The organism is Salinivibrio sp. IB574 (assembly GCF_001996205.1).
GTDB lineage: Bacteria > Pseudomonadota > Gammaproteobacteria > Enterobacterales > Vibrionaceae > Salinivibrio > Salinivibrio proteolyticus.
The window spans coordinates 1-25839 of the sequence record NZ_MUFN01000041.1; the positions used below are offsets into that span (position 1 = coordinate 1).

Consider the following 25839-nt stretch of genomic DNA (forward strand, 5'->3'; position numbering starts at 1 on the left):
AGGTTCGGATTGGTGTGCCCGGTATGCTGGGTTCCTACTTTTTTCCGGACTTATTGATGGGGTTTCGGCGACGCTATCCTGACTTAAAGTTAACCATTATCGAAGCTGGCACCCATTCATTAAGAAAGATGCTACTCGAGAGTGACTTGGATCTGGCGGTGATTACCGCCAGTGATGTGCCCTCATCGTTAGAAACCATGCCCCTCATTTCCTCGCAAATGGTTGCAGTGGTCAGTGAGGAACACCCACTTGCCGGGTGCCAAACCCTCGGCTATCAGACCTTTTTCGATCATGAGCTGATCATGTTTCGCCCCGGCTATTTCCATCGTGACTATTTGGATCATATTTGCCATCAATACGCGATACGCCCCAAGCTGTCTTTGGAAACGAATTTGCTGGCAATGATTTTAAACATTGTGCGTCATGGCGTTGCGATTAGCGCATTGCTTGAGATGGTAACCGAGCACGAGCATGGCATTGTGGGGATCCCATTCACTCAGCCGATTAACCTCGATATCTCAATGGCATGGCGTAAGGATGGTTATCTGTCTTTGGCTGATCGTGCCTTTATTGATTATGTAAAAACCCACAACCCCTCCACGTAATAGAGTACCCGCTGGGATCATTTGCCCCTATACTCCATGCAGGAATACCGCTAAAATCGCCGGCTAATTTATCGCCCGTCTTGGGGTATCATCCATCCTCAAGGCCTCTGGGCTGACCAAGAGACGATAACGTGACACCAACTGCTATTTACGATTACACCCCCTACTGGGCCGCTTGCTTTGGACCGGCGCCTTTCCTGCCTACAACCCGAGAAGAGATGGATATACTCGGCTGGGACAGCTGTGACATCATCATTGTGACCGGTGATGCCTATGTCGATCACCCCAGCTTTGGTATGGCGGTGATTGGTCGCGCGCTTGAAGCACAAGGCTTTCGAGTCGGGATCATTGCGCAGCCTAATTGGCACAGCAAAGATGACTTTATGGCATTGGGGGAACCAAATCTGTTTTTTGGTGTTACCGCGGGCAACATGGACTCCATGATCAACCGCTACACCGCGGATAGAAAACTGCGTCATGATGATGCCTATACGCCTAACAATGAAGGTGGAAAGCGCCCCGATCGCGCTGTACTCGTATACTCACAGCGTTGTCGAGAAGCGTATAAGCAAACACCGATTGTACTGGGTGGCATTGAAGCGAGTCTGCGTCGCCTTGCCCATTATGATTATTGGTCCGATAAAGTCCGTCGCTCAGTACTATGCGATGCGAAAGCGGACATTCTGCTGTTTGGCAATGCGGAACGTGCCTTGATTGAAGTGGCTCACCGTCTTTCGCGGGGCGAAGCACTGGCTGATATGACACGGATCGCGGGGACAGCAGTGATGATGAAGCATCCCCCAGAAGGCATGGCCGAAGTTGACTCAACGCGCATCGATAAGCCGGGTAAAGCCATGGTGATGCCGAATCCTTATGCCACCGAAACGCAATGTGAAACCAATAAGAAAGCAGAACCTGACACGGCAAAACCGATCACGATTCGTCCTTCTCGCCACGATGCGAAAAATACCTATGTGCGTTTGCCATCATTTGAGAAGCTCAAAAACGATCGTATTTTATACGCCCATGCCAGTCGCGTGATGCACTTAGAAGCCAACCCCTATTCAGCTCGGGCACTGGCCCAACAACACGGCGATCAGCTGCTTTGGATCAATCCACCTCCCGTACCACTGACTACCGAAGAAATGGATTACGTGTTTGGTCTTCCTTATGCACGTGTTCCTCATCCTAAATATGGAAAGGCGAAAATTCCCGCCTACGACATGATCAAAACCTCAGTAAACATTATGCGTGGGTGTTTTGGCGGATGCTCATTTTGCTCAATTACCGAGCACGAGGGACGGATCATTCAAAACCGTTCGCAAGCCTCGATCATTGAAGAGCTCAACGATATTCGTGATAAAGTGCCCGGCTTTACCGGCACCATTTCTGATCTCGGTGGGCCTACCGCGAACATGTACCGTTTAGGCTGTTCGGACCCCAAGGCCGAGCGAAATTGTCGGCGACCGTCTTGCGTGTTTCCTAAAATTTGCGATAAGTTGAACACGGATCATCGTCATACGATTGATTTATATCGTAAAGCTCGCCAAGTCGAAGGGATTAAAAAAGTCTTGATCGCGTCAGGCGTCCGGTACGATCTCGCGATTGAATCGCCCGAATACGTGAAAGAGTTGGTCACCCACCATGTTGGGGGTTACCTCAAAATCGCCCCCGAACACACCGAGAAAAACACCCTCGATCTAATGATGAAGCCGGGGATGGGCGCCTATGAGCGCTTTAAAGCCCTGTTTGAAAAATACAGCAAAGAAGCAGGAAAAAAACAATACCTTATCCCCTACTTCATTGCCGCACATCCCGGATGTACGGATGAGGATATGGTGCATCTGGCATGCTGGCTGAAAGAGAACGATTTTGAGTGTGATCAGGTGCAGAACTTCTACCCATCACCGATGTGTAATGCCACCGCGATGTATCACTCTGAGACCAACCCGCTGAAGCGAGTGAAGTATAAAAAACGCGAAGATCTCACCGTCGCCAAAGGCGAGCGTCAACGTAGACTGCACAAGGCACTGTTACGTTACCACGACCCTGCTAACTGGCCACTGATCCGTGACGCTTTGGTGCGTATGGGTAAAAGTCACCTTATCGGTAACGGCCCTAAATGTTTGATTCCGAAAGAAGACGCCCCTGCTAAAGTGGGACGTCAGCGCCGCTCTGGACGTCATGGCACCCAGCGCTTTGCGACCAAGCACCCAAATCAACCCGACATTCGTCGCCCCAGCGGAAAAAACCGTGCGTCGGYCACTACCAATAAGCCGTCTCGCAAGCGTAAATAACCGTTTAGCGACAGGATCAAAAACGCCCCAACATCTCGCGATGGGGGCGTTTAATCGTTTGCCGAGCAAATGGGTGACTAACGAAATAGCTCAGCGCCAATAACCAGCAGCGCAAGCACGCCCGCAATCCCCCCGACAACCCACGCGATTTTCTTTTGAGTGCCCTCATCAAGGTACTGTGCCGCGGTGATACCAACCAAAACCAGCGAGATGATAACAATCGTTTTAAGCATCTGTTTTGCCTTCGTTTTTAGCCATTATTTCACTGTACGCGAAACCCATTTGCGTGCAAGCTCAATGTTACTTTACGTGTTCAGTATGGACACGATCACTGCGGGTGCACGCTAAACGCAGCAATACCTGCAATGGATGCCGCAATTGTTGCTCACTAAACCGTTTGACCTGACTGCGACACGAATAGCCCGTCGCGAGGACCCGCTCTGCCGGCAATTCGGCCAACTTGCCTGACCAACTTAAATCGTAGATGGCTTGCGAGGTCTCACGCTTATCGGCTTCGTGGCCATAGGTACCCGCCATACCACAGCATCCAACCGATACCGGTTTTAGCTCGGCACCAAAGTGAGCGAACAGTTGTGCCCACTGCTGCTCTGCATGTGGCAATTGTGTTTTTTCGGTACAGTGGCCAAACAAGTACCAGGTTCCCGCATCTATAGTGTCCGCTGGCGGCAATGCTGGCACCACTGACATCAACCACTCGTGACTGAGTTGAACGTTAAAATCGCCTCGCTTTTTGCCCAACGCTTCGCAGTATTCATCACGATAGCAAAGCACCAATGCCGGATCGATGCCCACCAAGGGAATATTCAGCGCAGCAAGCTGATTAAGAAACGCCGCGGTATTCTGTGCCGTTGCCCCAAACCGGCGTAAGAAGCCTTTCACATGCTGGGCCTTGCCGTTGGGCTTAAACGGAACCAACATCGGCACTTTTCCTAGTTGGCGCGCAAGCTGAACAAGATCATGCACAAGCGGTGCTTCATAAAAGCTGGTAAACGGATCTTGGACAATCAACACATAATTTTCACGCTCTTGTGCAGACAGCGCTTGCAGCCAAGTTAGATCAAATTTTAGCGCATGATCGCCAGCCAAAGACGCTGCTAAGGTGGGCACCGATAACGCAGGCGTATCAGTATATCCCACCAATTTTGCCGTCAACCCTTGTGCCCAGCTGGGTTGAGTGACGGCGTTTACCAACTTGGGCGCTTTTGCCATCAGGGGCAATAACGTTTCAATGTTCGCCACGAGGTGGTCTTTGATCGGGCGCGGGTAGCGGCTGTAATACAATTGCATAAACCGAGAGCGAAAGCTGGGAACGTCGACTTTAATCGGGCATTGGCTCGCACACGCTTTGCACGCCAAACAGCCATTCATCGCTTCCATCACTTCGTGGCTAAAATCGTCCGCTTGCTTACGTCGCGTAAAATAGCGGCCAAATTTTTTCATCACCTCACGCACCGAGGGAGATTGCGTCATTAAGGCCTGTTCCACATCGAGCGGATCAACCCCCTGCTCGGCCAATAGACGCAACCATTCCCGTACGATCCCCGCGCGTCCTTTGGGAGAATGGCGACGGTCGTAGCTGACTTTCATCGACGGACACATCGGTGACGCGGTGTCATAGTTAAAGCACAACCCGTTTCCGTTACACTCCATCGCTCCTTTAAAGCTGTCGCGAACCTCAACGGGGATTTGCCGGTCATAAAAGCCACGCTTGGTGTCATCAACACGAACCAACGCATCTTCGCTATTGATAGGCGTACAAATTTTGCCAGGATTCATGCGGTTTTGCGGATCAAATGCCGCTTTAACTCGCCGTAATTGGGTAAACAAGGTGTCACCAAAAAACGCCGGTCCGTATTCTGAACGATATCCTTTGCCATGCTCCCCCCACATCAGGCCACCGTATTTCGCAACCAGCGCAACCACTTGGTCTGACAGGGTTTTCATGATTCGCTCTTGTTCCGGATCGCATAGGTCCAGTGCGGGGCGAACGTGGAGCACACCCGCATCGACATGACCAAACATGCCGTAATGCAGATCATGGCTGTCTAACAAGGCTCGAAATTCACTAATAAAGTCGGCTAGGTGTTCAGGCGGCACACAGGTATCTTCGGCAAAAGGCACCGGCTTCGCTTTCCCTTTCGTCGCTCCGAGCAGGCCGACCGCCTTTTTTCTCATCGCATAAATCTTGTTGATCGACGCGAGATCACGACAGATTTGGTAGCCAATCACGCCCTGTTGCTCGTGCTCAATCAAGGCATCCAGCTTGTCACAAAGAGCGGTAATTTGTTGGTCAATATCGTCAGCGTCATTGCCTGCAAATTCCACCATGTTGATGCCATGCATGGTTTTACCCGGCACATCTTGCAACAAATCACTCACGGTGTGCCAAACAATGTCGTTGCGTGCCAAATCCAACACCTTGGCATCAACAGTTTCGACCGATAACGCCTTGGCCTCGACCATCATGGGCGCATTGCGCAAGGCCGAGTCAAAGCTGTCGTACTTGATGTTGACCAAGGTGCGCACGGTCGGGATCGGAGTAATGTTTAAGGTCGCTTCGGCAATAAAGGCCAGCGAGCCTTCCGCGCCACATAGGACGCGGCCGATATCAAACCGACTCAATGCGTCATCATAGACATGCTTAAGATCGTAACCAGTGAGAAAGCGGTTTAAAGGCGGAAAGGTACGCGTGATCAAATCTCGGTGCTCTCGACACACCGACGAGACAGTCTCTAATGCACGACCGGCAAGATCGTCTCGCTCCATCGCATGATTTAATTGGTCACTATCTAAAGGTTGCGTATCTAACACACTGCCATCGACGAGTACCGCCTTTAACCCCAATACATGGTCAGAGGTTTTCCCGTAACGAAGCGAGCCTTGTCCCGATGCATCCGTATTGATCATACCGCCAATGGTGGCGCGATTACTGGTCGAAAGGTCGGGCGAGAAGAAGAAACCGTAAGGCCGCAGGATGTCATTGAGCTGATCTTTAATCACGCCAGCTTGTACCCTGACCCAGCCTTGCTCTGGGTTAACCTCCAAGACCTGATTCATGTGGCGAGAAACATCTACCACCACATGTTTCGTCAGTGATTGGCCGTTAGTGCCCGTTCCGCCACCGCGAGGAGAGAATTTAATCGCATTGAAAGGCGGCGCTTGTACGGTGTGCCCAATGAGTGCGAGGTCGTCCACACTCGCCGGGAAAAGCACTGCTTGTGGCAGTGCCTGATAGACGCTGTTATCGGTCGCCACCGCCAATCGGCTCGCGTAAGTTGACTCAATATCGCCTTCAAAGCCTGCTTGCTGCAAAGCGGTTAGAAAATCAACGACGGCGGACGACAAGCCCGCCTGTGGGTGTATTGCCGGTATCATTGCTGTTCCTGTGCGCAGTATCCACCATGCCTGGTGTGACTTTTTGTTGTGCTGTCACTTTACCTTAACTCTACGTACAGCCAAAGCGATCACCAACAAATACCTATCACAATGATTGCATGCCCATTTTACCAGCTAACCAACGTGCTAACTCAGGGCTGGCGATCAATGCCCAAGGCGGTATGCTCCAAATTGCCATGCACGTGAAAATCAGCAACACCCAACTGACCCCAGTTAACTGGCTGACACCATAAGCAATACCGAGAATGATCCCCGCGCCGAGAATAATCCACGCAAAAGTGAGTATTTTTCCGCCTCGTGTTTGTGCGGGTTTACGGGTTGGGAACAGCTTATGCCAAACTTGACCGGTATAAACGCCGGCCGCGAGGGCAGCGAGATACAGCAAATTTGGCAACTTCACCGCCAATGCTGCAAGCGCCAATACAATGCATACCAACAGCCATATCCGTGCGGTATTGAGCAGTGGCCGCGCATTTTTTACCGTCAGACCATCGAGTTTGACGGTCACACTTGCAATGCCGGCACCAATCAAACCGCCAATGATGACATCACTGGCAAAGTGTACACCGAGGTACATCCGATTCAGGCCCATCAATACAATCACTAATACTGTCAGCGCCAACGCTCCATAGGCGGGCGGATGCTCAGCGCGCCGCTTAAGATACCAAGCCGTTGTTACCGCTGCCGCCAGTAAGGTGTGGCCGCTCGGTACTGTAAAACCTCTCGCATCACCGATTTTTAGCTCGGGCCAAATAAAGAAAGGCCGAGGCATTGCAAAGCCGCTTTTTAGAAGGGTTGATACCGCGGCAGCACTGATCAGCAAAAACAACAAAGACAAGGCCGATTTATGGCCTCTGAAAACCAAAAATAGCGGTACAAAAGCAAGATAGAATGCCGTTTCCCCTAAAATATTGACCAGCCAAAAGACCTGAGTGGTGAACGAAGCCATGGTCTCGCCCATTGCGGCAACGGCTTGCTGGACACCCGAGACTAACCCGTACTGACTCACATAAAAGGCAGGGGCGAGTGCGCTAAAGTCTGCCAACGCGGTCACATCGCTGCTTGGCACTTTATCGACTAAAGACCACAGTAGCGCTCCCCTGTCATTAAATCGGTATTGATAGTCTTCAGCGTGCGCTTTGGGTACGAGTCGGGCTTCGTCAATTTCAGAGGCAAAGTTCGGCGCCAGCCACGCAGGCAAAATGCCAGTACCATCCGCTTGGGAGACAACCGGTAATGGGGCCAAGCTGCGACAATCAAACAAGACGCCGCGATGATCCTGATAACGCACCTTACCAACATCGACGCGAATAGCGGTCTCTTCAAATACTTCTCGTGCTAATGCTTTTTGCGGGGATTCCGCAAGGCTTACACGGCCGCCCGGTAATCCATAGCGGCCACTGACGCGGTCTTTGACGAGCAGCAAGCGCCCTGCAGGATCAACCACCATACAAGCCACGCCAGCGATCCCTTGCTCAGGTGAAAACGTATTCTCTGCGTCGGCTAACACAGAACTCGACACCAACCAGCTAACAACTGACAATAGTAAGGCGATACTCCATTTCATGCGGCAGCTCCTGAATGCATGTGTCGTAACAAAATAAAAAAGGACAACGGATGACGCAGCCTGACCCTCTTTCTCCCTATTATTATCATCATAACTTCCTATGCTTGATGGATTTAGTGTCTGAACGTGATTGGGATCTGCTCAATCACGCAGAGCGTCATTGGATCACCACCTTTCAACAGCTTAGCTTTAAGGCGCAATGTTTGCTGATCCGATTATTGATGCGTCGTCATGATTGGTTTGTCGCCGAAAAATTGGTGTATCACGAACTCGGCGACTTATCTCCTTTGCTCGACGAATTAGCCACGCAGGGCTATGTCCGCCTCACCCATCAGGCGGCCACCGAGGTGGTGCTGAATCTCCTGACCAAACCCCAAATGGCTCACGCTTATCCGCAGGCTGACGTGCCCAAAAGCGCCAGTAAAGCGCAATGGCAAGTCGCGATTCAAGCGACTTATGGCGACATGTTGACCAGCCCAACCATGCTTATTGAGTGTCTGCAACCTGAGTTGTTATCCGTATTTTTACTGCTCTACTTTGGTAACTCGCGCCAAGACTTGAGTCAGTTTGTGGTGGCCGAGCTAGGTATTCAAACCTTTGAATCTTACGCGCTCCGTCAATCAGAGCGCCTCTTTCAATGCCGTGAACATATCGACCATTGGTTGCACTTGTCGGCATTGAATGAGCATTATTGGCAAGCGAAAAAAGCCAAGCAACCCGACATCATTCTCGCCCTAACTGACCAGCTTCCCACGCCGTACGCATGGCCACCACTGGAGCGGAAACGCCAACGGTTGGTGAATCGCATTGCCCGTGAACACGAGCGTCATGCAAACCTCGATACGGCACAAATGCTCTATCAAACCACTACACAGCCTCCAAGTCGTGAACGACAAGCGCGGATAGCCATCAAGCAAAACGATATCGACTTAGCCTCCACACTGATCGGCACCATGTTGCGCGCCCCTCATGATGAAGATGAACGTGACATCGCCTGTCGTCTCGCCAAACAAAAAAAGATTCAACAACATATTGGGCTCCATGAATGGCCTGCGACGCCGATCAGTGAAATACACACAGAGCACCTGGCTTTACCCTTGCGCGATCGCGTCGAGTGGGAAGTCGCCGATTATTATCGCGCTCAAGGTTGGACAGTCTGGTACAGCGAAAATTGCTTATTGAACGCACTGTTTGGATTATTTTTTTGGGACATCCTTTTTATGCCCGTCCAAGGAGCATTTCTTAACCCATTTCAACGCGGGCCACGTGATTTATACAGCGAGGAGTTTTGCACTGCGCGCCAACCTGCCATTGACGATCGCCTCAGTGACATAGACAACGCGCGGGCGCTGATAAAGCAGCATTATGCAGAAAAGCACGGCATAACCAATGATTGGGTCCACTGGGGAGTTATCGAATGGCCGTTACTGGACGCAGCGTTACGCACGCTCTCTGCCCATCAACTCAAAGCGTGTTTCGAAAGAATATTGTTTGATCGACGCCACAATCGCAGCGGTCAGCCTGATCTTTTTATGTGTCGGGGCGATGACTATCAGTGGGTCGAAGTAAAAGGACCCGGCGATACGCTCCAGCACCATCAAAAACGCTGGCTGCACTTTTTTAATCATCATGCCATCAATGCAAAAGTCATCTATGTGCAGCGCTGCCCGCAGTGATAATGATGTGATTACTGGACAGCGCATGGCGATGCAAGGCCTCGCCTAAAGAGAGTGGTGGGAGCTTAAAGTGACACCGTCACTCATCACTTTCAACGGTGGGATTAAAAATGTAGCGTGAACCGTCATACACCAAGCGTTTAATCAATTCACGACAGTGCTGAAGTCCTGATTGATCAAAAGACAAGCCGTAGCGCTGCATGCCCCACTTTTGTTGACGATTCTCTACTTGTCCACTCAGCACAAAACAGTCATCCCCGTGCGAAGGCCGGACTTGAATCGCGAGTTGGTGCTTCATTTCAAACACGGGAGCGATAGCATCAAAACTAAACCCACAGCCACCGGCGGAGATATCGGTTAGGTTGACCGACAAACGTCGCTTCTCAAGTGGGATTTCACCTTTGACGTTGAGCTCATAACGGCTTTCTTTCCGCTGTTGGATCAACTTGGCTTGCTGCGGTAATTCCACCAGCATAATCGCGGCTGGCGACATCATGATATGTGAAATCCGTGAGGCAAAACGAATTTTGGTGCCTTCCCCCTCATCCGATACGCCATCAACCGCAATGCGATACCCTTCTACAAAGAACTGGTTTAACTGCTTAACGTTGCGGGTGGGAATGGTAAAGAACAGTCGCTGTTCGCCATCAAAGCCAATGAAGGTACTCTGGCAGCTAAAAATTTGCCCAACCGGGGTTTTAATTTGTACGTGAGTGGCGGTGCCATGTTTAAGAAAGCCAACCGCACGTAAGCCAATCACGGCTTCTTCACGCACTGTTTTATACTTTTTGGCTTTAAGATCGGGGAGTGCTTGGGTCATGAATTATCTTATAGCGTTATAGTTATCAACTATTTATACAGCTAGCGAAATAAGGGGTCAACAATGGAGCACACTAAGACTGTGCCCCATCACTGATTGTGTTAGATCATTAACATCGCAAATAGCATCAGCGGCATCGACTCGCCATTGCTAGACACAATTTGATTACCCTCAATAGTGGCAGTGAGCTCAAACTGTCCCTCATTCATCGTCGCGTATCCCGCTTTGATCAACTGCTGTTTTTTCGCCTGCCATTGCGGCTGGCTGAGCAATGCATCTGGCACGGTAATGTCGATATTGCCTGACAAACGGCTGACCAAGGCATTTAAGTCTAACTGCGCCGCGGCTTGTGGGTCCGCTTTGGCTAAGTTCAGCGCAACATTAGCGCTTACATCGCCATCCGGTAAGGTGATGCTCGCCGGTGCAATATCTAACGCTAGTCCTTGCTGTAATAGCGTCATCATCGCTTGATCCAGTGCGTCAACTTGCTCTGGGTTCTCAAGATCAGATGATAGGCCGGCGATCGTCGCCATCGCCTGATAGTCTAGCCCTTTCGCATCAAAGACCAACGCGATGTTGCGCCATTCACTGTTATCCGGCAACGTAAATGAAGACACGGTAATGCGGTTCGCATTATCAATGCGCGCACGCGTGTTTTCGTCTGCATTGACCATTTGATTGCTGATCTGAACTTGACTTTTTCCGACTCGATAAGCTTGGTTGCTGGTATCAACCAGACGCATGCCTTCAACCGAAAATGCCTGCTCACCAATCCAAAGATCATCTTGTAAATAACCCCGTCCTTGACCTTTAGCCGTATCGATTTTTATCTGCTCGCCGTTATCGGCGTTCAGCGCCGCCGCTGGCCAGTTAAAATCGAAGGTAATTTCACCATCGCGTGCCAAGCTCCCCATCAAGGTGAGCTCGCTGGCTGTCAGATTCTTGCCTTCATTCGTGAATGAGAAAGGCGCGACGGTCAACTGATAATCCGACGCTCCTGTCACAAGCGTTTCCATGTCCAATCGGATAGGAGTCGGGTTACCCGGCCATAGGCGCTGGGTGAGTGTTTGTAGCTCGGGGGTCAACACTAAGGTATTCGTCGATGATACGCCGAGCACACCATGCGTGATCTCTGAGGAAAGATCATACTCACTGGGCAGGCCCGCTTCTTCTAAGGCTAGCTTGACGTCACCTTTAAAGTGCAAACGCGTCAAAGCGCGAGAATCAAGGTAACCGCGATGGTATTCCCGTTGTTCAACCATAATGTCTGGCGAGCTAAATTGTGCCACTTCGCGCTCATACATAGATTGCGCGATTTGACCGGTGGCAAACGGCCAACATGCCGCCACCGCAACAGCGCCAGCCATGGCGCCGTATTTTCCTAGAAACATATCTTTTGCCCTCAAGGCATTCGAAAAGCTCTAGTGTAACCAAAAATAGACGGTGACGATAACACTGACATGGCATCCTGCGTGATGGGCGATAACCGCCGATATAGCAATCCGTATCTTTTTACATGAAAAACCATATATCTCACTGATTTTTATCATTTAAAAAACAAGCCCGCACCGGTAATTATTTTATAAAATAGCATTAGATCTCCCAGCCACCTCACGCTATGATGATTCGTCCTACTTGCAAGCCCTCCCGGCATAATGAGGCAGGAAAACACTACCATTGACGCGTCTCTCACCGCTTAGATGAAGGCTCAAATTATTCTTACGCCCATCACTTTGCCCGACGTGTTTAATGCGATCGACGTTTGATTCTCAGAGGCACATTTCGATGTATGTATTCGCGCGTTTTCGGTATGCGTGGAATAGCGGACAGCGCGGCGTCAGCGTCGGCCTCTCGTGTTTAATGGCTGCGCTGGCCGTTTGCGTGTTGATCCTCGCCGCGTCGCCACCTCCTTTGCATGCCGCGCCATACATCGCCTCTCCCTTAGGCCATCTCATTGCTGATTCGGCCGCGACACCCCATAACCACCATCGTCTTGATATTGCATTGTTGGTAAGTCGCCTTGGACTGTCACGAGCAACAAATGACAGCGACAGTCCCGGCGATGACAAAAACTCACATAACCCGACTAGTCACCTTGTGGACACCTGTGACGCGTTTTTGCGCTTCGCGACACACTTCATGCAAGTATTGACGTGTCAAAGACAGCAACAGACATTAACGGTTGTTGTGCCTCGATTACTGCAGTTTCCTCACCTATTCGCACGCTATGCACATGCCTAGTTCTTTCACCATAAGTTGTTGAAAACGTGAATAGGTTTGATGAGGAAATAGTCTTGGACGCTTTATCTGTATTTTCTGCATTATGGCATCATGATCTCGCTGCACTGCAGCACATGGATCTGTCATTGCTTTATGTTTGTGTCGGCTTGTTAGTATTCGCAGAAAGCGGCTTTTTACCCGCCGCGCCCTTACCCTGCGACAGCGTTATTGTGCTTTGTGGGAGTTTGGCGGCTTTTGGCGTTTTTAACCTCTACGTGATCATAGTAATTCTGATCATGGCTGGCTGGTTAGGCAGCGCAATAGCCTTTTATCAAGGACAACGATTAAAAGAGTGGCGGTGGGTATCTCATTGGTTGAATAAAGTGCCTGCCAAGCATTTGCAGCGAGCCGACACGTTAATCGGCCGATATGGTCTGCATGCCATGTTTGTCGCACGTTTTTTACCCGTGGTACGGTCGCTACTCCCGATGATGATAGGGTTAAGGCAAGGGCTATCACTGCCCCGTTTCTTGATGAGTTCGCTCTGCAACGCGGTTTTTTGGATCTGTCTGTTGGTCTTATCAGGCTATGCCATTTCATACCTGCCGCCCAAACTGGCTGGTATCGTTAATCATCTTTTGATTATTGCGCCACTGATGACATTAGTGATTGCCAGCCTCAGTCTGTTGGTCGGATGGTTGTTCCACCGCCGCACCCGTAAACGCCGCAGCCAACTCACCACCGAACAGGAAACCTTGATCGAGTAATACTAAGTACAAGGCGTCAGCACATCATGGGTTGGCGCCTATTTTGTGTAAGGATGTGACAAAGTGCGTTATTGTCGACCGATTCGCATCATCACTGGCTAAATCCGCTTACAATGCAAAGTATTGAGCAGAAATTCAGCGATTCCTTATGAATGCCTACGTGATTTTGTGCGTCGACCACGATCCCATCATTATCGAGAAGCTCACTCACGATTTAGCCCCTTTTCGGGATGTTTTCGATCTGTGTAGTGCCGATAACCCTGATGACGCCAACGCACTTCTTGATGAATGTCAGCATCAAGGTCAACAAGTGGCAATGTTGATTTGTCATAATCAACCCGGTGATGACAGTGGCATCAATATGCTCGTCAACATCGATAATCACCCAGCTAGCATCGGTGCGCGCACTCTATTGCTCAGTGATGCGCCACAGTATGATGCCATTTTGCAGGCGGTGAATGAGGGACGGTTAAACTATTGCATGCACAAGCCTTGGCGTCGGGATGAACTACAACGCGTGGCCGAAAAAGAGCTAACCACCTATGTGTTACGCTACTGCCAGCATGATTTACTCCGCTATGCTGAAGCGCTCGATCACCGCGCCTTGCTTGATGCACAAGTGGAACGCGAAATTAACCAGTTCCAATCTCAGCTGTTCTCCCCCTCAAGTAGTGACACCCGCGCCATTGCCGACAAAGTAATTCAAGGTCTCTATGCTTTTTTCGAAGGGAATGATGAAAGCAAAGCGTGTCGCACTTACAGCCCTCACCATGTTCTTACCAAAGAAAATCAACCCAATGCATTTCTCTGGTTTATTGCCGAAGGCGAAGTGGGGTTATACAAAACCGATGACGATAGCCAAGAGCATCATGTTTCTACTCTAAAAACAGGCAGCTTGATCGGCAGCATGTCATTTGTCACCGGCGAAGTGTCTTTCTCAACGGCCCGCACTTTGACTCGCACCCAAGTGATCAAAATTGACCACGAACTGTTTGCCAAAATCATGCGTAGCCGCTCAGAGCTATTGCCGCTGTTTATCCAGCACCTACTACTGCATTTTAACCAGCGCTTAAAGCGCAGTATTGGCACCGAAATTCAATTGCAACAAACCCTCGCCTCATTAGACGCCGCCAATCAGCAATTGGTCGAGAAGGAAAAAATGGCGTTGCTTGGGCAACTCGTGGCCGGTGTCGCCCATGAACTAAACAATCCCGTGTCGGCCATTCTGAGAAATAGCGACGCCCTCGGTCATGCATTACAAGCGGTCGCACAAGCACCGTTAACGCCTGATAGCCTTGAGCAAGCACTCACATTATTGCAGACGAACCGCGAAGCTACGCCTCTCTCGACGGCTCAAGCACGCGCCTACACTCAAAACTTAACCGACCAAGTCGACGATCGTCATCTTGCCCGTGATTTAGTCGGGATGGGACTGTATCAAGCTGATGAAGTCTCGCACTGGCAACAGCTACTGGGCGATGCCTTTACTCCCACGGTGGAAATCTGGCGACAATACGCCCGCTGCGGCCGCTTGCTGCGTTCAAACCATGTCTGTGCCCAACGCATTGCCGATTTAGTCAAAAGCTTACGCACCTACGCGCGCCAAGATACTGAGCAGCGTCAGCGCACCCAGCTGCTGGAGGGCATTGAAGACACCCTGACCTTATTTGAGCATCGACTGAAACCCCATCAATTGGATAAACGCTACCACCCATTGCCGGAAATTGTCGCCCAGCCCTACGCGCTGGCGCAAGTGTGGACCAACTTAATCGCCAATGCGCTCGACGCCATGCCAGAGCCCGGCACACTCACGGTACAAACCGACCTTGTCGATAACGATGAAGCAAGTTACATCCAAGTCGCGATTTCAGATACCGGCGTGGGCATGACGCCAGAGCAACAAGAAAAAATCTTTGCCTTAAACTACACCACCAAACGCGAGGGCCACTTTGGCTTGGGCATTGGTCTGACCGTGTGCCAACAAATTATCCAGCAACATGGTGGTGATATTCGTGTGTCATCTGTTCAGCAACAAGGCACCACCATGACAGTGACACTGCCCGTGTCGCTCTCCCCTGCTACCCGTAAGGAGCCCCAGTTATGAGCCAGTATATGATTTTATGCGTGGATGACGAACGTGACGTGCTTGATAGCGTCATGGATGACTTACAAAGCTTTTCTGATCATTTTGAGTTAGAAGCCGCAGAGTCGGTTGCAGAAGCACGCGATGTGATTGAGCAAATGGCGGCGCAAGGCACGCAATTGGCACTTATCCTGTGTGATCACATCATGCCAGGTGAACTTGGCGTCGATTTTTTGATTGAGCTGGCGAAACAACCGCAAACCGCAGGGGCGCGTAAACTGCTTCTCACCGGCCAAGCGGGACTGGAAGACACAGTATCGGCGATTAACCACGCCAGTTTACATTACTACATTGCTAAACCATGGCAAAAAGCGACACTTACCAGCGTAGTCACCGATCAATTAACCAGCTTTATGATTGAGCACGAACCAAACCTGTTGCCATGGACCAGTGTACTTGATACGCCAAGACTCGTGGACGCCATCAACAAGCATAAATTCGAGGTGGGCGGCGAATAAGCGCTTTTTGCCTGAATACCCGCCATTGGGTCAGAAATCGGTAAAAAAGCCACGTCTGCCACACGGATGTGCTTGTTTATTCGTTCAATCGTCTTATAGAATGATTTCAACACCAATAACAAGTGGAATTGATAATGCGTAAATCTCTATTAGCCGGCGCTATTGTCGCTCTGGCCTCATTCAGCGCCGCGGCCAATGAAGACGACGCCAGCCTGAGCACCATGAGTAACTTCAGTTACGATTACGTTGAAGGGCGCATTGGTGTCAGCCCACTCACCTATGGTGCAGGATTTAGCATGTCTATCCATCCTAATGCACACATTCGCGTTGAGGCAGACACCGAGTTTGATTCAGACTGGGATACATCAGCTGGGATTGGCTTTCATGCCCCGATTAATAACTGGGCAGACTTGACCGGTGAGCTGCTTGCTCGTGGCGTGAACAAAAAGGATTACGACAGTGATGTGGGCCTAGAAGTGAACCTAGGTATCCGTCAGTGGTTGGGTCCACAGGTAGAAGTTGGCGGCCAAATTGGTTTGCTCACCGTTGATGACGAAGAAGATACCTTTGGCTCTGCATACGGCCGTTTCCACGCCACCGAACTCTTTTCTTTGGGTGCCGAGTATCGTGTAAACGAGTGGTATGGCGACCAATTTATGTTTACCACACGCTTTAAGTACTGATCCCCAAACGTACTAAAGACAAACGGTCAACAGATACAAAAAAACCCGCATCACGCGGGTTTTTATTTGCTTGCTATCCGGCACGGTTAGCGGATCAACAGCATCGGCACCGTTGATTCAACCAGCAGCTTGGTGGTGTTGCTGCCCAAGAAGAACTGACGCAGTTTCGAGTGACCATAAGCCCCCATCACAATCAGTCCAACTTGGTTGGCCGCTTGATAGTCTAGGATAGCGCGGTGCACCTCACCGGTTAACTGCACTTCAACCACATTGACACCCGCCGTTTTCAAGCGTTCTGCCGCACGTTTAAATGCTGCCAGCTTTTCTTGTGAGTCTTCTACCATCACCAAATGACAAGTCATCCCTGCCAACAGCGGCGTGCTCAAGGCTTTTTCTACCAACTTTTCGCTGATGTCGCTGCCATCAAAGGCCAATAAGTAAGACTCTGGCGCACTGAACTCACCATTCGCGACCAAGGTATGCGCCTTGATGGAGCGGATCACACTTTCCAGCTGCGAGCCAATCGCTTTGGTATCGTTTTGATGCAATTCACCCGATTTACCCAATACCAAAACACGAGTTTGTGGCTCGAGCTCAAGTAATGTTTCTACTAAATGGCCGTGGCGTTGCAGTTTACGCACATCGTCCAGCCCTTTGGCTTTCGCGTCGTCTTCCAGCTCGGACAGCAGCGCTTTGCCGTGTTTCATGGCTAGCTTGGCACGCTGCTCATCCAGCTCCACCAGCTCTTGCAACAGTTGTTCACGGCTCCCGACTCCTAGGTTACCTGAAAGCTCAGGTTCCGCTGGGTGTGAGGATTTATCCAACACATGCAAAAGTGTCAAAGGGACAGACAAGCGCTTGGCTACCCAAACGCTCAAATCTGCTACTTGCTTTGAATAATGCGGGCCATCTACGCACGCGGTAATTTGTTCCATGGTCGGTCTCCTTAGTGGCCACCCATCATTTTTTCTACTTCTTCCGGCTTATCGTGCACGCCGAACTTATCGACGATGGTCGCCGTCGCATCATTCATACCCACGATGTTTACTTCAGTGCCTTCACGACGGAATTTAATCACCACCTTGTCGAGTACAGACACGGACGTAATATCCCAGAAGTGCGCTGCAGAAAGATCGATGGTGACACGCTCCACCGCTTCTTTGAAGTCAAACGATGATAAAAATTGATCTGACGAGGCAAAAAAGACTTGGCCAACAACGCGATACGTGCGCTCGTCGCCATTGTCTGCATTGTCGCTTTTGACCACCATAAAACGACCAATCTTGTTGGCGAAAAATAGCGCCGCGAGTAACACACCCACAAACACACCAATCGCCAAGTTATGGGTGAACACAACCACAGCAACGGTCGTCAGCATAACGATATTGGTCGACAGTGGGTGCGACTTCAGATTAATGATGGACTCCCAAGAGAAGGTACCGATGGAAACCATAATCATGACCGCGACCAACGCAGCCATCGGAATCTGGCTAATCCAATCGCTGAGGAACACCACCATGATTAGCAGCAAAGTACCGGCGATAAAGGTCGATAGACGTCCGCGGCCACCCGATTTCACGTTGATAACGGACTGACCAATCATCGCACAACCGGCCATACCACCAAGAAAACCGGTCGCAATGTTAGCCACACCTTGGCCTTTACATTCACGGTTTTTATCGCTGCTGGTATCGGTCAAATCGTCCACGATAGTGGCGGTCATCATTGATTCCAACAAGCCAACCACCGCCAGTCCCGCAGAGTATGGGAAGATAATCGCCAGCGTGTCCCAGTTTAGCGGTACGTCCGGCCACAAGAATACAGGTAAGGTATCCGGCAGCTCACCCATGTCTCCGACAGTACGTAAATCAAGGTTGTATGTCATCGCGATACCGGTAAGGACCAAAATACACACCAACGGAGAAGGAATGGCTTTACCAATACGCGGGATATAAGGGAACAAATAGATAATGCCAAGGCCCGCTAACGTCATTGGGTAGACATGCCAGAGGATGTCGCCCTCGCGCATGATCTCGGGGCCAAACAGCTCAGGGAGTTGCGCCATAAAGATCAAAATCGCCAAGGCGTTCACAAACCCTGTCACCACTGAGCGCGAGACAAAACGCATCAGATTGCCGAGTTTTAGATAACCCGCACCAATCTGCAGAATACCGGTTAGCACGGTAGCGGCAAGTAAGTATTGCAAGCCATGCTCTTTCACCAAGGTGACCATCAGCAATGCCATCGCACCGGTGGCTGCCGAGATCATCCCCGGACGACCGCCTACAAAGGCAATGATCACGGCGATACTGAACGAGGCATACAGACCGACTTTGGGATCAACGCCGGCAATAATCGAAAAGGCAATCGCTTCAGGAATCAAAGCCAATGCCACTACGATACCCGCGAGGATATCGCCGCGTACATTGGAGAACCAATCACGCTGAATTCTATCTATCATGAACGTCTCTATAAATTGGGATTAAAAAGTGATGTCGCGTTCTGATCTCGGGCCTGCTGCAACCCAGAAAATCAAAAGGCGTGATCCTAGTCAGTTATTAACCAAGCGTCAACCGTCACATTTTTATCAATAAAAGACGTTATTCCGATAAATCAAACCGTTATTGGGTTGATGTGATATTTTTAGCGTAGATTTATTGCCATCTTTTCTTGATACGCGCTTTTCCGTATTGTCTGGGCCAGTGATTGGTCATCAATCACCATACGATTAGACTTACAAGCGCGGATAGACGGGCACGAGCAGAACGGTAAACACCAGAATAAGCCCAGCAAGCGCATAAACCAATTGATTGAGTGTCCATCCAATGTCAATCACGATACCAAATACCCAAGGCGCTAATGCGGTGGAAAGAATCATCATGCCCGTGACCAAAGAGCGAATGGCACCAATATGCGAGACTCCGTACATTTCCGCCCATAAGGTATTAATCACCGGATTGGTTGCACCAATCGCTAAACCAAAAAGGCACATAAAAAGCGGCGCCGCTAAGGTGTGATTGACGTTGGCAATCACCATCAACCCAAGCAACAGTGGAATGGGGATTAAGATAAGTACATTTCGCGAACGGTATTTATCAATCAAGCTGCCTGATATTACTGAACTTAGCCAATGCACGGCACCGTAAAATACGAAACTGCCCGCTAACACGCTAGGTGTCCACCGTTTCGCTTCTAAGATAAAGTCCTGTTGGATAAAGACGCCGGTGACCAAAAACGGCGTCACCAAGGCTATCGGTATGATCATCCAAAACCGCCAGTCGCGAATAACTTGACGCCGACTCGCATCACTGGCGTGGTTTTGATTATCTGCCTCAATACGCGTTCGTTTAAGGTCTGCTTTTCGGATCAGCAATAGCACTAATGGTAAAAACACCACTAACAGGGTGGCACCAATGAACAACCAGCTTTCACGCCAGCCTAAAAACGCGATTAAGCCAATGACGATTGAGGGTAAAACCACCTCGCCAATGGCGACACCACTGCCGACTAAGCTAATGGCTTTACCTTTATCCTGCTGCGCACGCTTAATCACAGTGGCTTGCGCAATGTGAGGTAAAAAACCTTGTCCACAAAACCGCAGTAAGAAAAAAACCAGCAGCAGCCCTACCACACTATCAACCGAGTACATCAACACACACGCGACCATCAGTAACGTGGCAAAAAAGATCAGTAATTTGTCGACCCGCACCCGATCGACCACACCACCAAAGCTAATCACCAACACACTGCTGGTCATGGTCGCAATAGCGTAAATCCCGCCGTAGGTTGCATCGCTCAACAACAGCGCATCTTTAATACTGCTGCCATACCAACTGATGAAAAACGATTGACCAATGTTGCCAAAAAAGATCGATAGAAAGCCAAAGGCAATTAACGGCCATTGGTGCTTAATTAATGTCACATACGATCGCGCTAGCATACGCCCCCGTTGTCCCCTGTCATTCCATTTTGAAACGTCATATATCAACACGCCTTCAAGGGTTTACTTAATGCATGAGATGAAAGCTGACTATGACATGCCTGCACGGAAGAAGAAATGAAACCCGACCTGCTTACGTCGGTTTTGTGATGCCTTTTAATCCATATTGGCGATGGATCAATCGCTTATTCATGTTTTCACCGCTTACTGACACACAAACGGACTGAGATGCGCTAGGCTTTGCGCCCTCTCAATATCACAGACAATAACAACAATATGAATCCAGTCATGTCAGCGCCAACCAAGATGGCGTTACGCTTCCCCAAAGGGCGATTCGCCATGTTGAGTGTGTACAGCTTTACCGGTGCCGCCATTGTGGCTTCTACCATTTTTTCCCTGCTGCTGTTCTTATCCCTTGACGACAACCCGCTAATGCAATGGTTGTTCGGGGCATTGGCAGTGATTTTTGAAGCGGGTAAGTTTTACGCATGGTACGAGTTTGGTGAGCGCCGGGCGCACGGCAACTATGTGGGTGCCTTATCAGCCTTGGCTTTTTATCTCATTTTGGCCTTAATCTCGATTGGCGGCAGTATTGGCGGCATCAATAGTGCCACCAATGCCGCGCAAAGTGAGCAGCGCCAAGCCCAAGCGCAGATTGACGCTTATAACCGACAAATCGATGCTATCGAGCAACAAATCACCTTGAATAATCAAGCCGCTGAACGTTATATCGAATTGGATAGAATTGCGACTGGCGTGGCGCGATTACAAAAAGAAAACAACCAATTACGTAAAGAGCAACAACAGCTCGCGTTCGAGCGCGATAGTTTGCCCGCAGTGGCACAGGGATCCATCTTGGGATTGATTAGCAACCTTGCTAACACATTAGGCATCAGCGCCGATCAAGCCCAATCTTGGCTGGTGATTTTTCTCTCTGTGTTGCTAGATTTGTTCGCCGCTTTCTTTGTCGGCGTGATTGGTGAAGAGCAGCGTTTCCGCCATTGGTATCGTCATCCACATGCCGCGCCCCCTGCGCCTGTGAACACCAAGGTGTTTCCTCGTGCCAACGAGATAGACACGGAATCCACCACGCCGGATTCAGCGTCTCCTCAGGAGGATACGGATGCGCCTTATGCCGATATCAAAGCCGCGTTAGCCGCCAAAACGTTACGTTGTAGCAAGAAAGCCGTGATGGCGGAGTATGCGCTCAGCCAAGAGGCTGTCGATGCCCTATTTACCCACTTACAACAACAGGGATTGGTCGCCAAAAAGCCGAACCACCATTATCACTGGGTGGGTTAAGCCACCAATATCAATATACCGCTGAGTATCATGGCGGGAAGCCCACTTAAAAACAGCCACAGTCCGAGCTTGTCATCGGGCTGTGACGATGAATCGATCACCATCGCGTGTTGTTGAGCCGTGAGCGCCCGGCGTGTTACTGAATCACGATACCAATAGCGGCTTTTGTAACGACTGTACGTCACAAGCCCCGCTGCCGACCAAACGAGCCCCCCGACGTAAAATGCGCCATCCCCAAACGTCGTCAATGTGACCCATCCCACCTGCCACGCACCAACCACAGCGGCCCCGGCTATTGCCGTTGACACTAACCAAACATAGAGAAAATGCACACTTGGCGATGTAGATCCCTTCAGGCGATGTGGTGCTTTCATCATGTTTCCTTTCTGTGTCTGAGTGCGCTCATCCTAACTATTGATAGTCCCATCTCTTTGCGGCATGGCGGTGATGTGGTACAAACATCTTGTAAGTTTGTTAATCAGTACGTTACCTGACCTTTTAGCACCTTACCGATAAAAACAATTTATAACCAAGCAAATACAACAAAAAGGTGATCTATGCATAAGGCTGCACAAGAGGTGCATGCGCCTGAGGCATCAGTATGGCGCGCGTTGGGCGATGTCAGTCCGTTGTGTCTCGCCGTCCTACCGTGGGGTGTACTCTGCGGTTCATTAGGGCTGCAAATGGGATTCAGTGCGCTACAAACACAAGCCATGTCATTACTGGTTTTTGCAGGAGCGGTGCAATTGTCGGGCACCATGATGGTGGGCAATGCAGCGGGCTTACCGGCGGTGCTCGGTTCTACACTGGTAATTAGCGCACGGCACCTTCTCTATGGTGCTCACTTTCGACAGTACATCACTCCTTTGCCACTTAAATGGCGTCTCGGCCTCGGTTTTTTACTGACTGATGAGATGTATGCGCTTTCAACCGCACACACCAACAAGCAGGGTAGATTTTCTAAACACTACGCCCTGTATACGGGCGCCGCGTTTTATGTCGGTTGGAATCTTGCCACCTTGGCGGGGATTCTCGCCGGCTCTCAGCTGAAAGCCTTGGAAGCCATCGGGCTCGATTTTGCCATTGCGGCCACCTTTATCGCACTGACCGTGCCCAGTATAAAAACCCGCCCCGTGCTGCTTTGTGCCTTGGCTAGCGGTGTCAGTATGCTGCTGTTCACCTATTACCACATCCCCAATGCGTTAATCATTGCAACCGGCGTAGGTATGGTCGCGGGGCTAATGGCTGAGTCGCTACCGACACGGAGGGCAGCAACATGAGTTACTGGTTTATCATTGTCGCGATGGCGCTGATCACCTTCTCGGTACGTTATCTGTTGCTTGCACGGAGTATCCCTGTACGCATAGGTCCGCGGTTACAACGATTCCTGACCTACTCTGCACCCGCGGTTCTAACCGCGCTATGGGTACCGATTGTCTTTTTCCCTGAAGGACACCTCTCTGTCACCCTAACCAATCCTTACTTATTAAGTGCACTTTTAGCGATCGGTTTAGCCTGTACACGTTTATCAACCTTGATGGTGGTTCTGATTTCTATTGGTGCCTTCGTGTCACTGCAACTGTGGATACTTCCACACTGACGCCATTCCGTGATGATGGGATAACACATTGAAAAAAACGGGCCTACTTGGCCCGTTTTTCTCTTCCAGCTACTTACCGTGAGAGTAATAACTTAAGCTCTCGCTCGCGTCTTTCTCAGGTTCAGTTCATCCAAATCTTGATTGAGTGACTCGGCTAATTCGCTGATTTTCTCCATATCTTGTTTGTTTTCCAACGCAATATCTGCAGCTTGTTGTCCCGATTCGGTCAATTGATTGATATTGGCAGAAATATCCGATGACACAGTACGTTGCTGCTCAATGGCGCTTGCCAGTGAGTTAATCCGGTCTGTAATGATAGAGAAGTTCTCCAGCACCCCGTCAATCGATCGCGATGTCTCGCTCGCCTGCTTCGATGCACGGTTGGCGAGCGACTCAGTACGGTCAGAAAGCTCTGAAGATTGCTTCAGGCTACGGAATAATTCATTGGTCATATTATTAATTTCACTGGCCGATGATTGCGTGCGGCTAGCCAACTTTCGGACTTCATCCGCAACCACGGCAAACCCTCGTCCTTGCTCACCTGCCCGGGCGGCTTCAATGGCGGCATTTAAAGCGAGTAAGTTGGTTTGCTCAGCCACATCGGTGATAACTTCCAAGAAGTGCTCAATTTGTCCCGCACTGTGCTCAACTTTATCAAACATTTCTGCAGAGACGTTGATTGCTGATACAAGCTCGTTCAGTTCGCTCATCATCTCAGAGAGCTCTTGCTGCGACTGACGTGAGCTTTCATCCACTTTTTCAGCTTCAGATGAAATGGCTTGTACGTCTTCTGACAGTGAGCCCACCGTACTGGTCATTTCTTCAATCGCTGTCGCAATGCTGTCGATCTTTTCGCTTTGCTCTTCGGTCAGGATAGCGCCTTTTTCCGCGCGCTTTTCTGAGCTGTCGGTAAAGCTATCCAGCGTATCGGCTGCCTTTTCTACGTTGCGAATCGTTTGGCGTAGCCGCTCAACAGCTTGATTTAATGATCGTGCGACATCGGTAAACTCATCGCCATCATTGGTGCTCAATTGGGCGGTAAGGTTGCCTTTCGCGAGCTCCTTGGCAAATGTGCTGACGCGTGTAATGCCTGCTGTAAAACGTTGATTAATAAACAGGGTCGCAGCTACTGCAATCATCAAGCTTAATCCGAGCACCACATATTCATTTAGCCAAGCCATATGAAATATCAACGCGGCATTTAAGCTCACCATGAGCGCATAGCTTGTAATGGATATGGCTCGAATTGACACCTTTGGCATAGACTTCTTCCTCCTTTGAATAAACACCGACGTGTTCGGTGCGAGGTGGAGATATCAAGAACAATGCCAACAAATAAAGACAGTACGTCGACTATAACGCCAGCAATCACTTAGCGAGAAATCACGCGGAATGAGGGCAACACAGTGACAGCATTCCGCTAGATTTATAGACAATCGTTGCATTATGCGTACGAGTATAAAAATCCGTGGTAAGAGACGCATCTCTCGCCACGAATGATGTGAGGCTAGGGTATTGCAGTTTGCAACAGGAGGGAGAGTAGGCCCGATGATACCGCTATATCTGACTACTCTTGATCTGGCGATGAAGTCCTAAGCGCTCGGTTTTGAACCCGCGAGACATGGACCAAACTCATCAACTTGATACTCGGTTTTAACAGCAGCTGTGCGCTCCCAACAATGAAAAGCCAGGTACCGCTTTCTATCAACGCATCGTTTAGGAAGAAAAAACTACCAATCAAAAACCAAATCGCGATTAGAAGGTCGTTAAAAGCCCCACACGCCTCATAACGACGTTGAATCACCAAGTGTTTATTACCGATATCAATATCCAGTTCTCGGCCGTGACGTTCAATCATGTTGCCTCCTCTGGACCTTGGTATCAGCAATCAAGATGTTGGCGTTTAACGATCAGTACCGTTTGCACCATTTTAAACGCAAAAATCACCGCGCTCACCGCGAGGAATAGCCATGCTAGTGGGATAAACGCAAAGGGTTCTTGCAGCGTGCCGTTGGCAGTAATGTTCGGAGTGGATAAATTGAACGCTAAGAGGCATCCAATGCCGAGCAGAAAGAAGATAAATGAGGTACGAAAATTTCGTAATAGGGTTAGCATAAAACCTTTTTGTTGTTGCTTCAGTGCTTAGTGTGACCAAGCTCACTGAATAAAGTTCAGTTTTATCTTCATTTTTTTCAAAAAATCTGGCTACCCCTTGGCGTCAGGGTAGCCAGATGCGCGTTTAAAGTTTGTAGGTTGCCACTTTTTCGCTAAGGTTCGCCGCTTGAATACGCAACCCATCCGCCTCTTCAGACGCATCGTTCGCACTATGAACAAGGTGCTCAGA

At 50.0% G+C, this 25839-nt stretch carries 23 protein-coding genes; 11 read left to right on the forward strand and 12 right to left on the reverse strand.

All coding sequences use genetic code 11. The annotated features are described in order from the left end of the window. The coding region (locus tag BZJ17_RS15315; RefSeq protein ID WP_108743835.1) for a LysR family transcriptional regulator substrate-binding protein at nucleotides 1-605 on the forward strand (605 nt) is incomplete at its 5' end. A gap of 131 nt (nucleotides 606-736) precedes the next feature. Next, nucleotides 737-2902 (forward strand): YgiQ family radical SAM protein, encoded by a 2166-nt coding sequence (locus BZJ17_RS15320; protein WP_077641307.1) that lies wholly within the window; start codon nucleotides 737-739, stop codon nucleotides 2900-2902. Between the two features lie 77 nt (nucleotides 2903-2979). On the opposite strand, the gene BZJ17_RS17240 is transcribed toward BZJ17_RS15320, so the two are convergent. From BZJ17_RS17240 to BZJ17_RS15330, 3 genes are all read right to left on the reverse strand, one after another. Further along, nucleotides 2980-3135 carry a hypothetical protein gene (locus BZJ17_RS17240; RefSeq protein WP_157893203.1) on the reverse strand — a complete coding sequence of 52 codons (156 nt, stop codon included), beginning with the start codon at nucleotides 3133-3135 and terminating at the stop codon, nucleotides 2980-2982. Nucleotides 3136-3202: 67 nt separating this feature from the next. Beyond that, the gene (locus BZJ17_RS15325; RefSeq protein WP_077641308.1) at nucleotides 3203-6298 is read right to left on the reverse strand and encodes an FAD-binding and (Fe-S)-binding domain-containing protein; all 3096 of its coding nucleotides are present in this window, start codon (nucleotides 6296-6298) and stop codon (nucleotides 3203-3205) included. A 106-nt stretch (nucleotides 6299-6404) separates the two neighbouring features. Then, the gene (locus BZJ17_RS15330) at nucleotides 6405-7886 is read right to left on the reverse strand and encodes a phosphatase PAP2 family protein (RefSeq protein ID WP_077641309.1); all 1482 of its coding nucleotides are present in this window, start codon (nucleotides 7884-7886) and stop codon (nucleotides 6405-6407) included. 50 nt (nucleotides 7887-7936) lie between these two features. On the opposite strand from BZJ17_RS15330, the gene BZJ17_RS15335 reads away from it, so the two are divergent. Beyond that, a complete protein-coding gene (locus BZJ17_RS15335; protein ID WP_077641310.1) occupies nucleotides 7937-9562 on the forward strand; it encodes a VRR-NUC domain-containing protein in 1626 nt (541 codons plus the stop codon). A 79-nt stretch (nucleotides 9563-9641) separates the two neighbouring features. Here BZJ17_RS15335 and BZJ17_RS15340 read toward each other — a convergent pair whose 3' ends face one another. Together BZJ17_RS15340 and BZJ17_RS15345 are read right to left on the reverse strand one after the other, a co-directional pair. Continuing rightward, nucleotides 9642-10382, reverse strand: coding sequence for a PilZ domain-containing protein (locus BZJ17_RS15340; protein ID WP_077641311.1), 741 nt, complete (start codon nucleotides 10380-10382; stop codon nucleotides 9642-9644). A gap of 101 nt (nucleotides 10383-10483) precedes the next feature. Then, on the reverse strand, nucleotides 10484-11773 hold the full coding sequence (locus BZJ17_RS15345; RefSeq protein ID WP_077641312.1) for a DUF945 family protein: 1290 nt from the start codon (nucleotides 11771-11773) through the stop codon (nucleotides 10484-10486). A 394-nt stretch (nucleotides 11774-12167) separates the two neighbouring features. Between BZJ17_RS15345 and BZJ17_RS15350 the strand changes: the two genes are divergently transcribed. The 5 genes from BZJ17_RS15350 to BZJ17_RS15370 all read left to right on the forward strand — a co-directional run bounded on the left by BZJ17_RS15350 (nucleotide 12168) and on the right by BZJ17_RS15370 (nucleotide 16653). Next, nucleotides 12168-12623 (forward strand): hypothetical protein, encoded by a 456-nt coding sequence (locus BZJ17_RS15350; RefSeq protein WP_077641313.1) that lies wholly within the window; start codon nucleotides 12168-12170, stop codon nucleotides 12621-12623. Between the two features lie 53 nt (nucleotides 12624-12676). Beyond that, the gene (locus BZJ17_RS15355) at nucleotides 12677-13369 is read left to right on the forward strand and encodes a DedA family protein (RefSeq protein ID WP_241836825.1); all 693 of its coding nucleotides are present in this window, start codon (nucleotides 12677-12679) and stop codon (nucleotides 13367-13369) included. 148 nt (nucleotides 13370-13517) lie between these two features. After that, entirely contained in the window at nucleotides 13518-15473 is a 1956-nt protein-coding gene (locus BZJ17_RS15360; protein WP_077641314.1) for an ATP-binding protein, read from the forward strand. Beyond that, nucleotides 15470-15970, forward strand: coding sequence for a response regulator (locus tag BZJ17_RS15365; RefSeq protein WP_069587088.1), 501 nt, complete (start codon nucleotides 15470-15472; stop codon nucleotides 15968-15970). The genes BZJ17_RS15360 and BZJ17_RS15365 overlap by 4 nt, the downstream gene beginning before the upstream one ends. Nucleotides 15971-16104: 134 nt before the next feature. Then, nucleotides 16105-16653 carry a hypothetical protein gene (locus BZJ17_RS15370; protein WP_069587087.1) on the forward strand — a complete coding sequence of 183 codons (549 nt, stop codon included), beginning with the start codon at nucleotides 16105-16107 and terminating at the stop codon, nucleotides 16651-16653. An 86-nt stretch (nucleotides 16654-16739) separates the two neighbouring features. On the opposite strand, the gene BZJ17_RS15375 is transcribed toward BZJ17_RS15370, so the two are convergent. The 3 genes from BZJ17_RS15375 to BZJ17_RS15385 all read right to left on the reverse strand — a co-directional run bounded on the left by BZJ17_RS15375 (nucleotide 16740) and on the right by BZJ17_RS15385 (nucleotide 20593). Then, entirely contained in the window at nucleotides 16740-17588 is an 849-nt protein-coding gene (locus BZJ17_RS15375; protein WP_077641315.1) for a universal stress protein, read from the reverse strand. Nucleotides 17589-17599: 11 nt separating this feature from the next. Then, complete coding sequence (locus tag BZJ17_RS15380) at nucleotides 17600-19114, reverse strand: SulP family inorganic anion transporter (RefSeq protein WP_077455651.1); 1515 nt, start codon at nucleotides 19112-19114, stop codon at nucleotides 17600-17602. A gap of 273 nt (nucleotides 19115-19387) precedes the next feature. Next, on the reverse strand, nucleotides 19388-20593 hold the full coding sequence (locus BZJ17_RS15385) for an MFS transporter (protein WP_077641316.1): 1206 nt from the start codon (nucleotides 20591-20593) through the stop codon (nucleotides 19388-19390). 288 nt (nucleotides 20594-20881) lie between these two features. Between BZJ17_RS15385 and BZJ17_RS15390 the strand changes: the two genes are divergently transcribed. Further along, the gene (locus BZJ17_RS15390; RefSeq protein ID WP_077641317.1) at nucleotides 20882-21895 is read left to right on the forward strand and encodes a Preprotein translocase subunit SecY; all 1014 of its coding nucleotides are present in this window, start codon (nucleotides 20882-20884) and stop codon (nucleotides 21893-21895) included. Here the strand turns inward: BZJ17_RS15390 and BZJ17_RS15395 are convergent. Next, a complete protein-coding gene (locus BZJ17_RS15395) occupies nucleotides 21892-22272 on the reverse strand; it encodes a hypothetical protein (protein WP_131826820.1) in 381 nt (126 codons plus the stop codon). The two genes, BZJ17_RS15390 and BZJ17_RS15395, sit on opposite strands and share 4 nt — an antisense overlap. A gap of 180 nt (nucleotides 22273-22452) precedes the next feature. Here BZJ17_RS15395 and BZJ17_RS15400 point away from each other — a divergent pair, with 180 nt between their 5' ends. After that, nucleotides 22453-23175: an AzlC family ABC transporter permease gene (locus tag BZJ17_RS15400; RefSeq protein ID WP_077641319.1), complete on the forward strand. Its 723-nt coding sequence runs from the start codon at nucleotides 22453-22455 to the stop codon at nucleotides 23173-23175. Next, complete coding sequence (locus BZJ17_RS15405; protein WP_077641320.1) at nucleotides 23172-23495, forward strand: AzlD domain-containing protein; 324 nt, start codon at nucleotides 23172-23174, stop codon at nucleotides 23493-23495. Before BZJ17_RS15400 ends, BZJ17_RS15405 begins: the two co-directional genes overlap by 4 nt. A 92-nt stretch (nucleotides 23496-23587) precedes the next feature. Here BZJ17_RS15405 and BZJ17_RS15410 read toward each other — a convergent pair whose 3' ends face one another. From BZJ17_RS15410 to BZJ17_RS15420, 3 genes are all read right to left on the reverse strand, one after another. Then, entirely contained in the window at nucleotides 23588-24757 is a 1170-nt protein-coding gene (locus BZJ17_RS15410) for a methyl-accepting chemotaxis protein (RefSeq protein WP_077641321.1), read from the reverse strand. A 305-nt stretch (nucleotides 24758-25062) separates the two neighbouring features. After that, on the reverse strand, nucleotides 25063-25353 hold the full coding sequence (locus tag BZJ17_RS15415) for a YrhK family protein (protein WP_077641322.1): 291 nt from the start codon (nucleotides 25351-25353) through the stop codon (nucleotides 25063-25065). A gap of 23 nt (nucleotides 25354-25376) precedes the next feature. Further along, a complete protein-coding gene (locus BZJ17_RS15420; protein WP_077641323.1) occupies nucleotides 25377-25610 on the reverse strand; it encodes a DUF3955 domain-containing protein in 234 nt (77 codons plus the stop codon). Nucleotides 25611-25839: the final 229 nt, after the last annotated feature.

Coding starts and splice junctions, on each gene's coding strand:
- BZJ17_RS15385 (WP_077641316.1), bottom strand. CDS start 20,593: ATGCTAGCGCGATCGTATGTGACATTAATTAAGCACCAATGGCCGTTA.
- BZJ17_RS15405 (WP_077641320.1), top strand. CDS start 23,172: ATGAGTTACTGGTTTATCATTGTCGCGATGGCGCTGATCACCTTCTCG.
- BZJ17_RS15395 (WP_131826820.1), bottom strand. CDS start 22,272: ATGATGAAAGCACCACATCGCCTGAAGGGATCTACATCGCCAAGTGTG.
- BZJ17_RS15380 (WP_077455651.1), bottom strand. CDS start 19,114: ATGATAGATAGAATTCAGCGTGATTGGTTCTCCAATGTACGCGGCGAT.
- BZJ17_RS15335 (WP_077641310.1), top strand. CDS start 7,937: ATGACGCAGCCTGACCCTCTTTCTCCCTATTATTATCATCATAACTTC.
- BZJ17_RS15330 (WP_077641309.1), bottom strand. CDS start 7,886: ATGAAATGGAGTATCGCCTTACTATTGTCAGTTGTTAGCTGGTTGGTG.
- BZJ17_RS15420 (WP_077641323.1), bottom strand. CDS start 25,610: ATGCTAACCCTATTACGAAATTTTCGTACCTCATTTATCTTCTTTCTG.
- BZJ17_RS15350 (WP_077641313.1), top strand. CDS start 12,168: ATGTATGTATTCGCGCGTTTTCGGTATGCGTGGAATAGCGGACAGCGC.
- BZJ17_RS17240 (WP_157893203.1), bottom strand. CDS start 3,135: ATGCTTAAAACGATTGTTATCATCTCGCTGGTTTTGGTTGGTATCACC.
- BZJ17_RS15325 (WP_077641308.1), bottom strand. CDS start 6,298: ATGATACCGGCAATACACCCACAGGCGGGCTTGTCGTCCGCCGTCGTT.
- BZJ17_RS15390 (WP_077641317.1), top strand. CDS start 20,882: ATGTCAGCGCCAACCAAGATGGCGTTACGCTTCCCCAAAGGGCGATTC.
- BZJ17_RS15415 (WP_077641322.1), bottom strand. CDS start 25,353: ATGATTGAACGTCACGGCCGAGAACTGGATATTGATATCGGTAATAAA.
- BZJ17_RS15375 (WP_077641315.1), bottom strand. CDS start 17,588: ATGGAACAAATTACCGCGTGCGTAGATGGCCCGCATTATTCAAAGCAA.
- BZJ17_RS15370 (WP_069587087.1), top strand. CDS start 16,105: ATGCGTAAATCTCTATTAGCCGGCGCTATTGTCGCTCTGGCCTCATTC.
- BZJ17_RS15410 (WP_077641321.1), bottom strand. CDS start 24,757: ATGCCAAAGGTGTCAATTCGAGCCATATCCATTACAAGCTATGCGCTC.
- BZJ17_RS15340 (WP_077641311.1), bottom strand. CDS start 10,382: ATGACCCAAGCACTCCCCGATCTTAAAGCCAAAAAGTATAAAACAGTG.
- BZJ17_RS15365 (WP_069587088.1), top strand. CDS start 15,470: ATGAGCCAGTATATGATTTTATGCGTGGATGACGAACGTGACGTGCTT.
- BZJ17_RS15345 (WP_077641312.1), bottom strand. CDS start 11,773: ATGTTTCTAGGAAAATACGGCGCCATGGCTGGCGCTGTTGCGGTGGCG.
- BZJ17_RS15400 (WP_077641319.1), top strand. CDS start 22,453: ATGCATAAGGCTGCACAAGAGGTGCATGCGCCTGAGGCATCAGTATGG.
- BZJ17_RS15360 (WP_077641314.1), top strand. CDS start 13,518: ATGAATGCCTACGTGATTTTGTGCGTCGACCACGATCCCATCATTATC.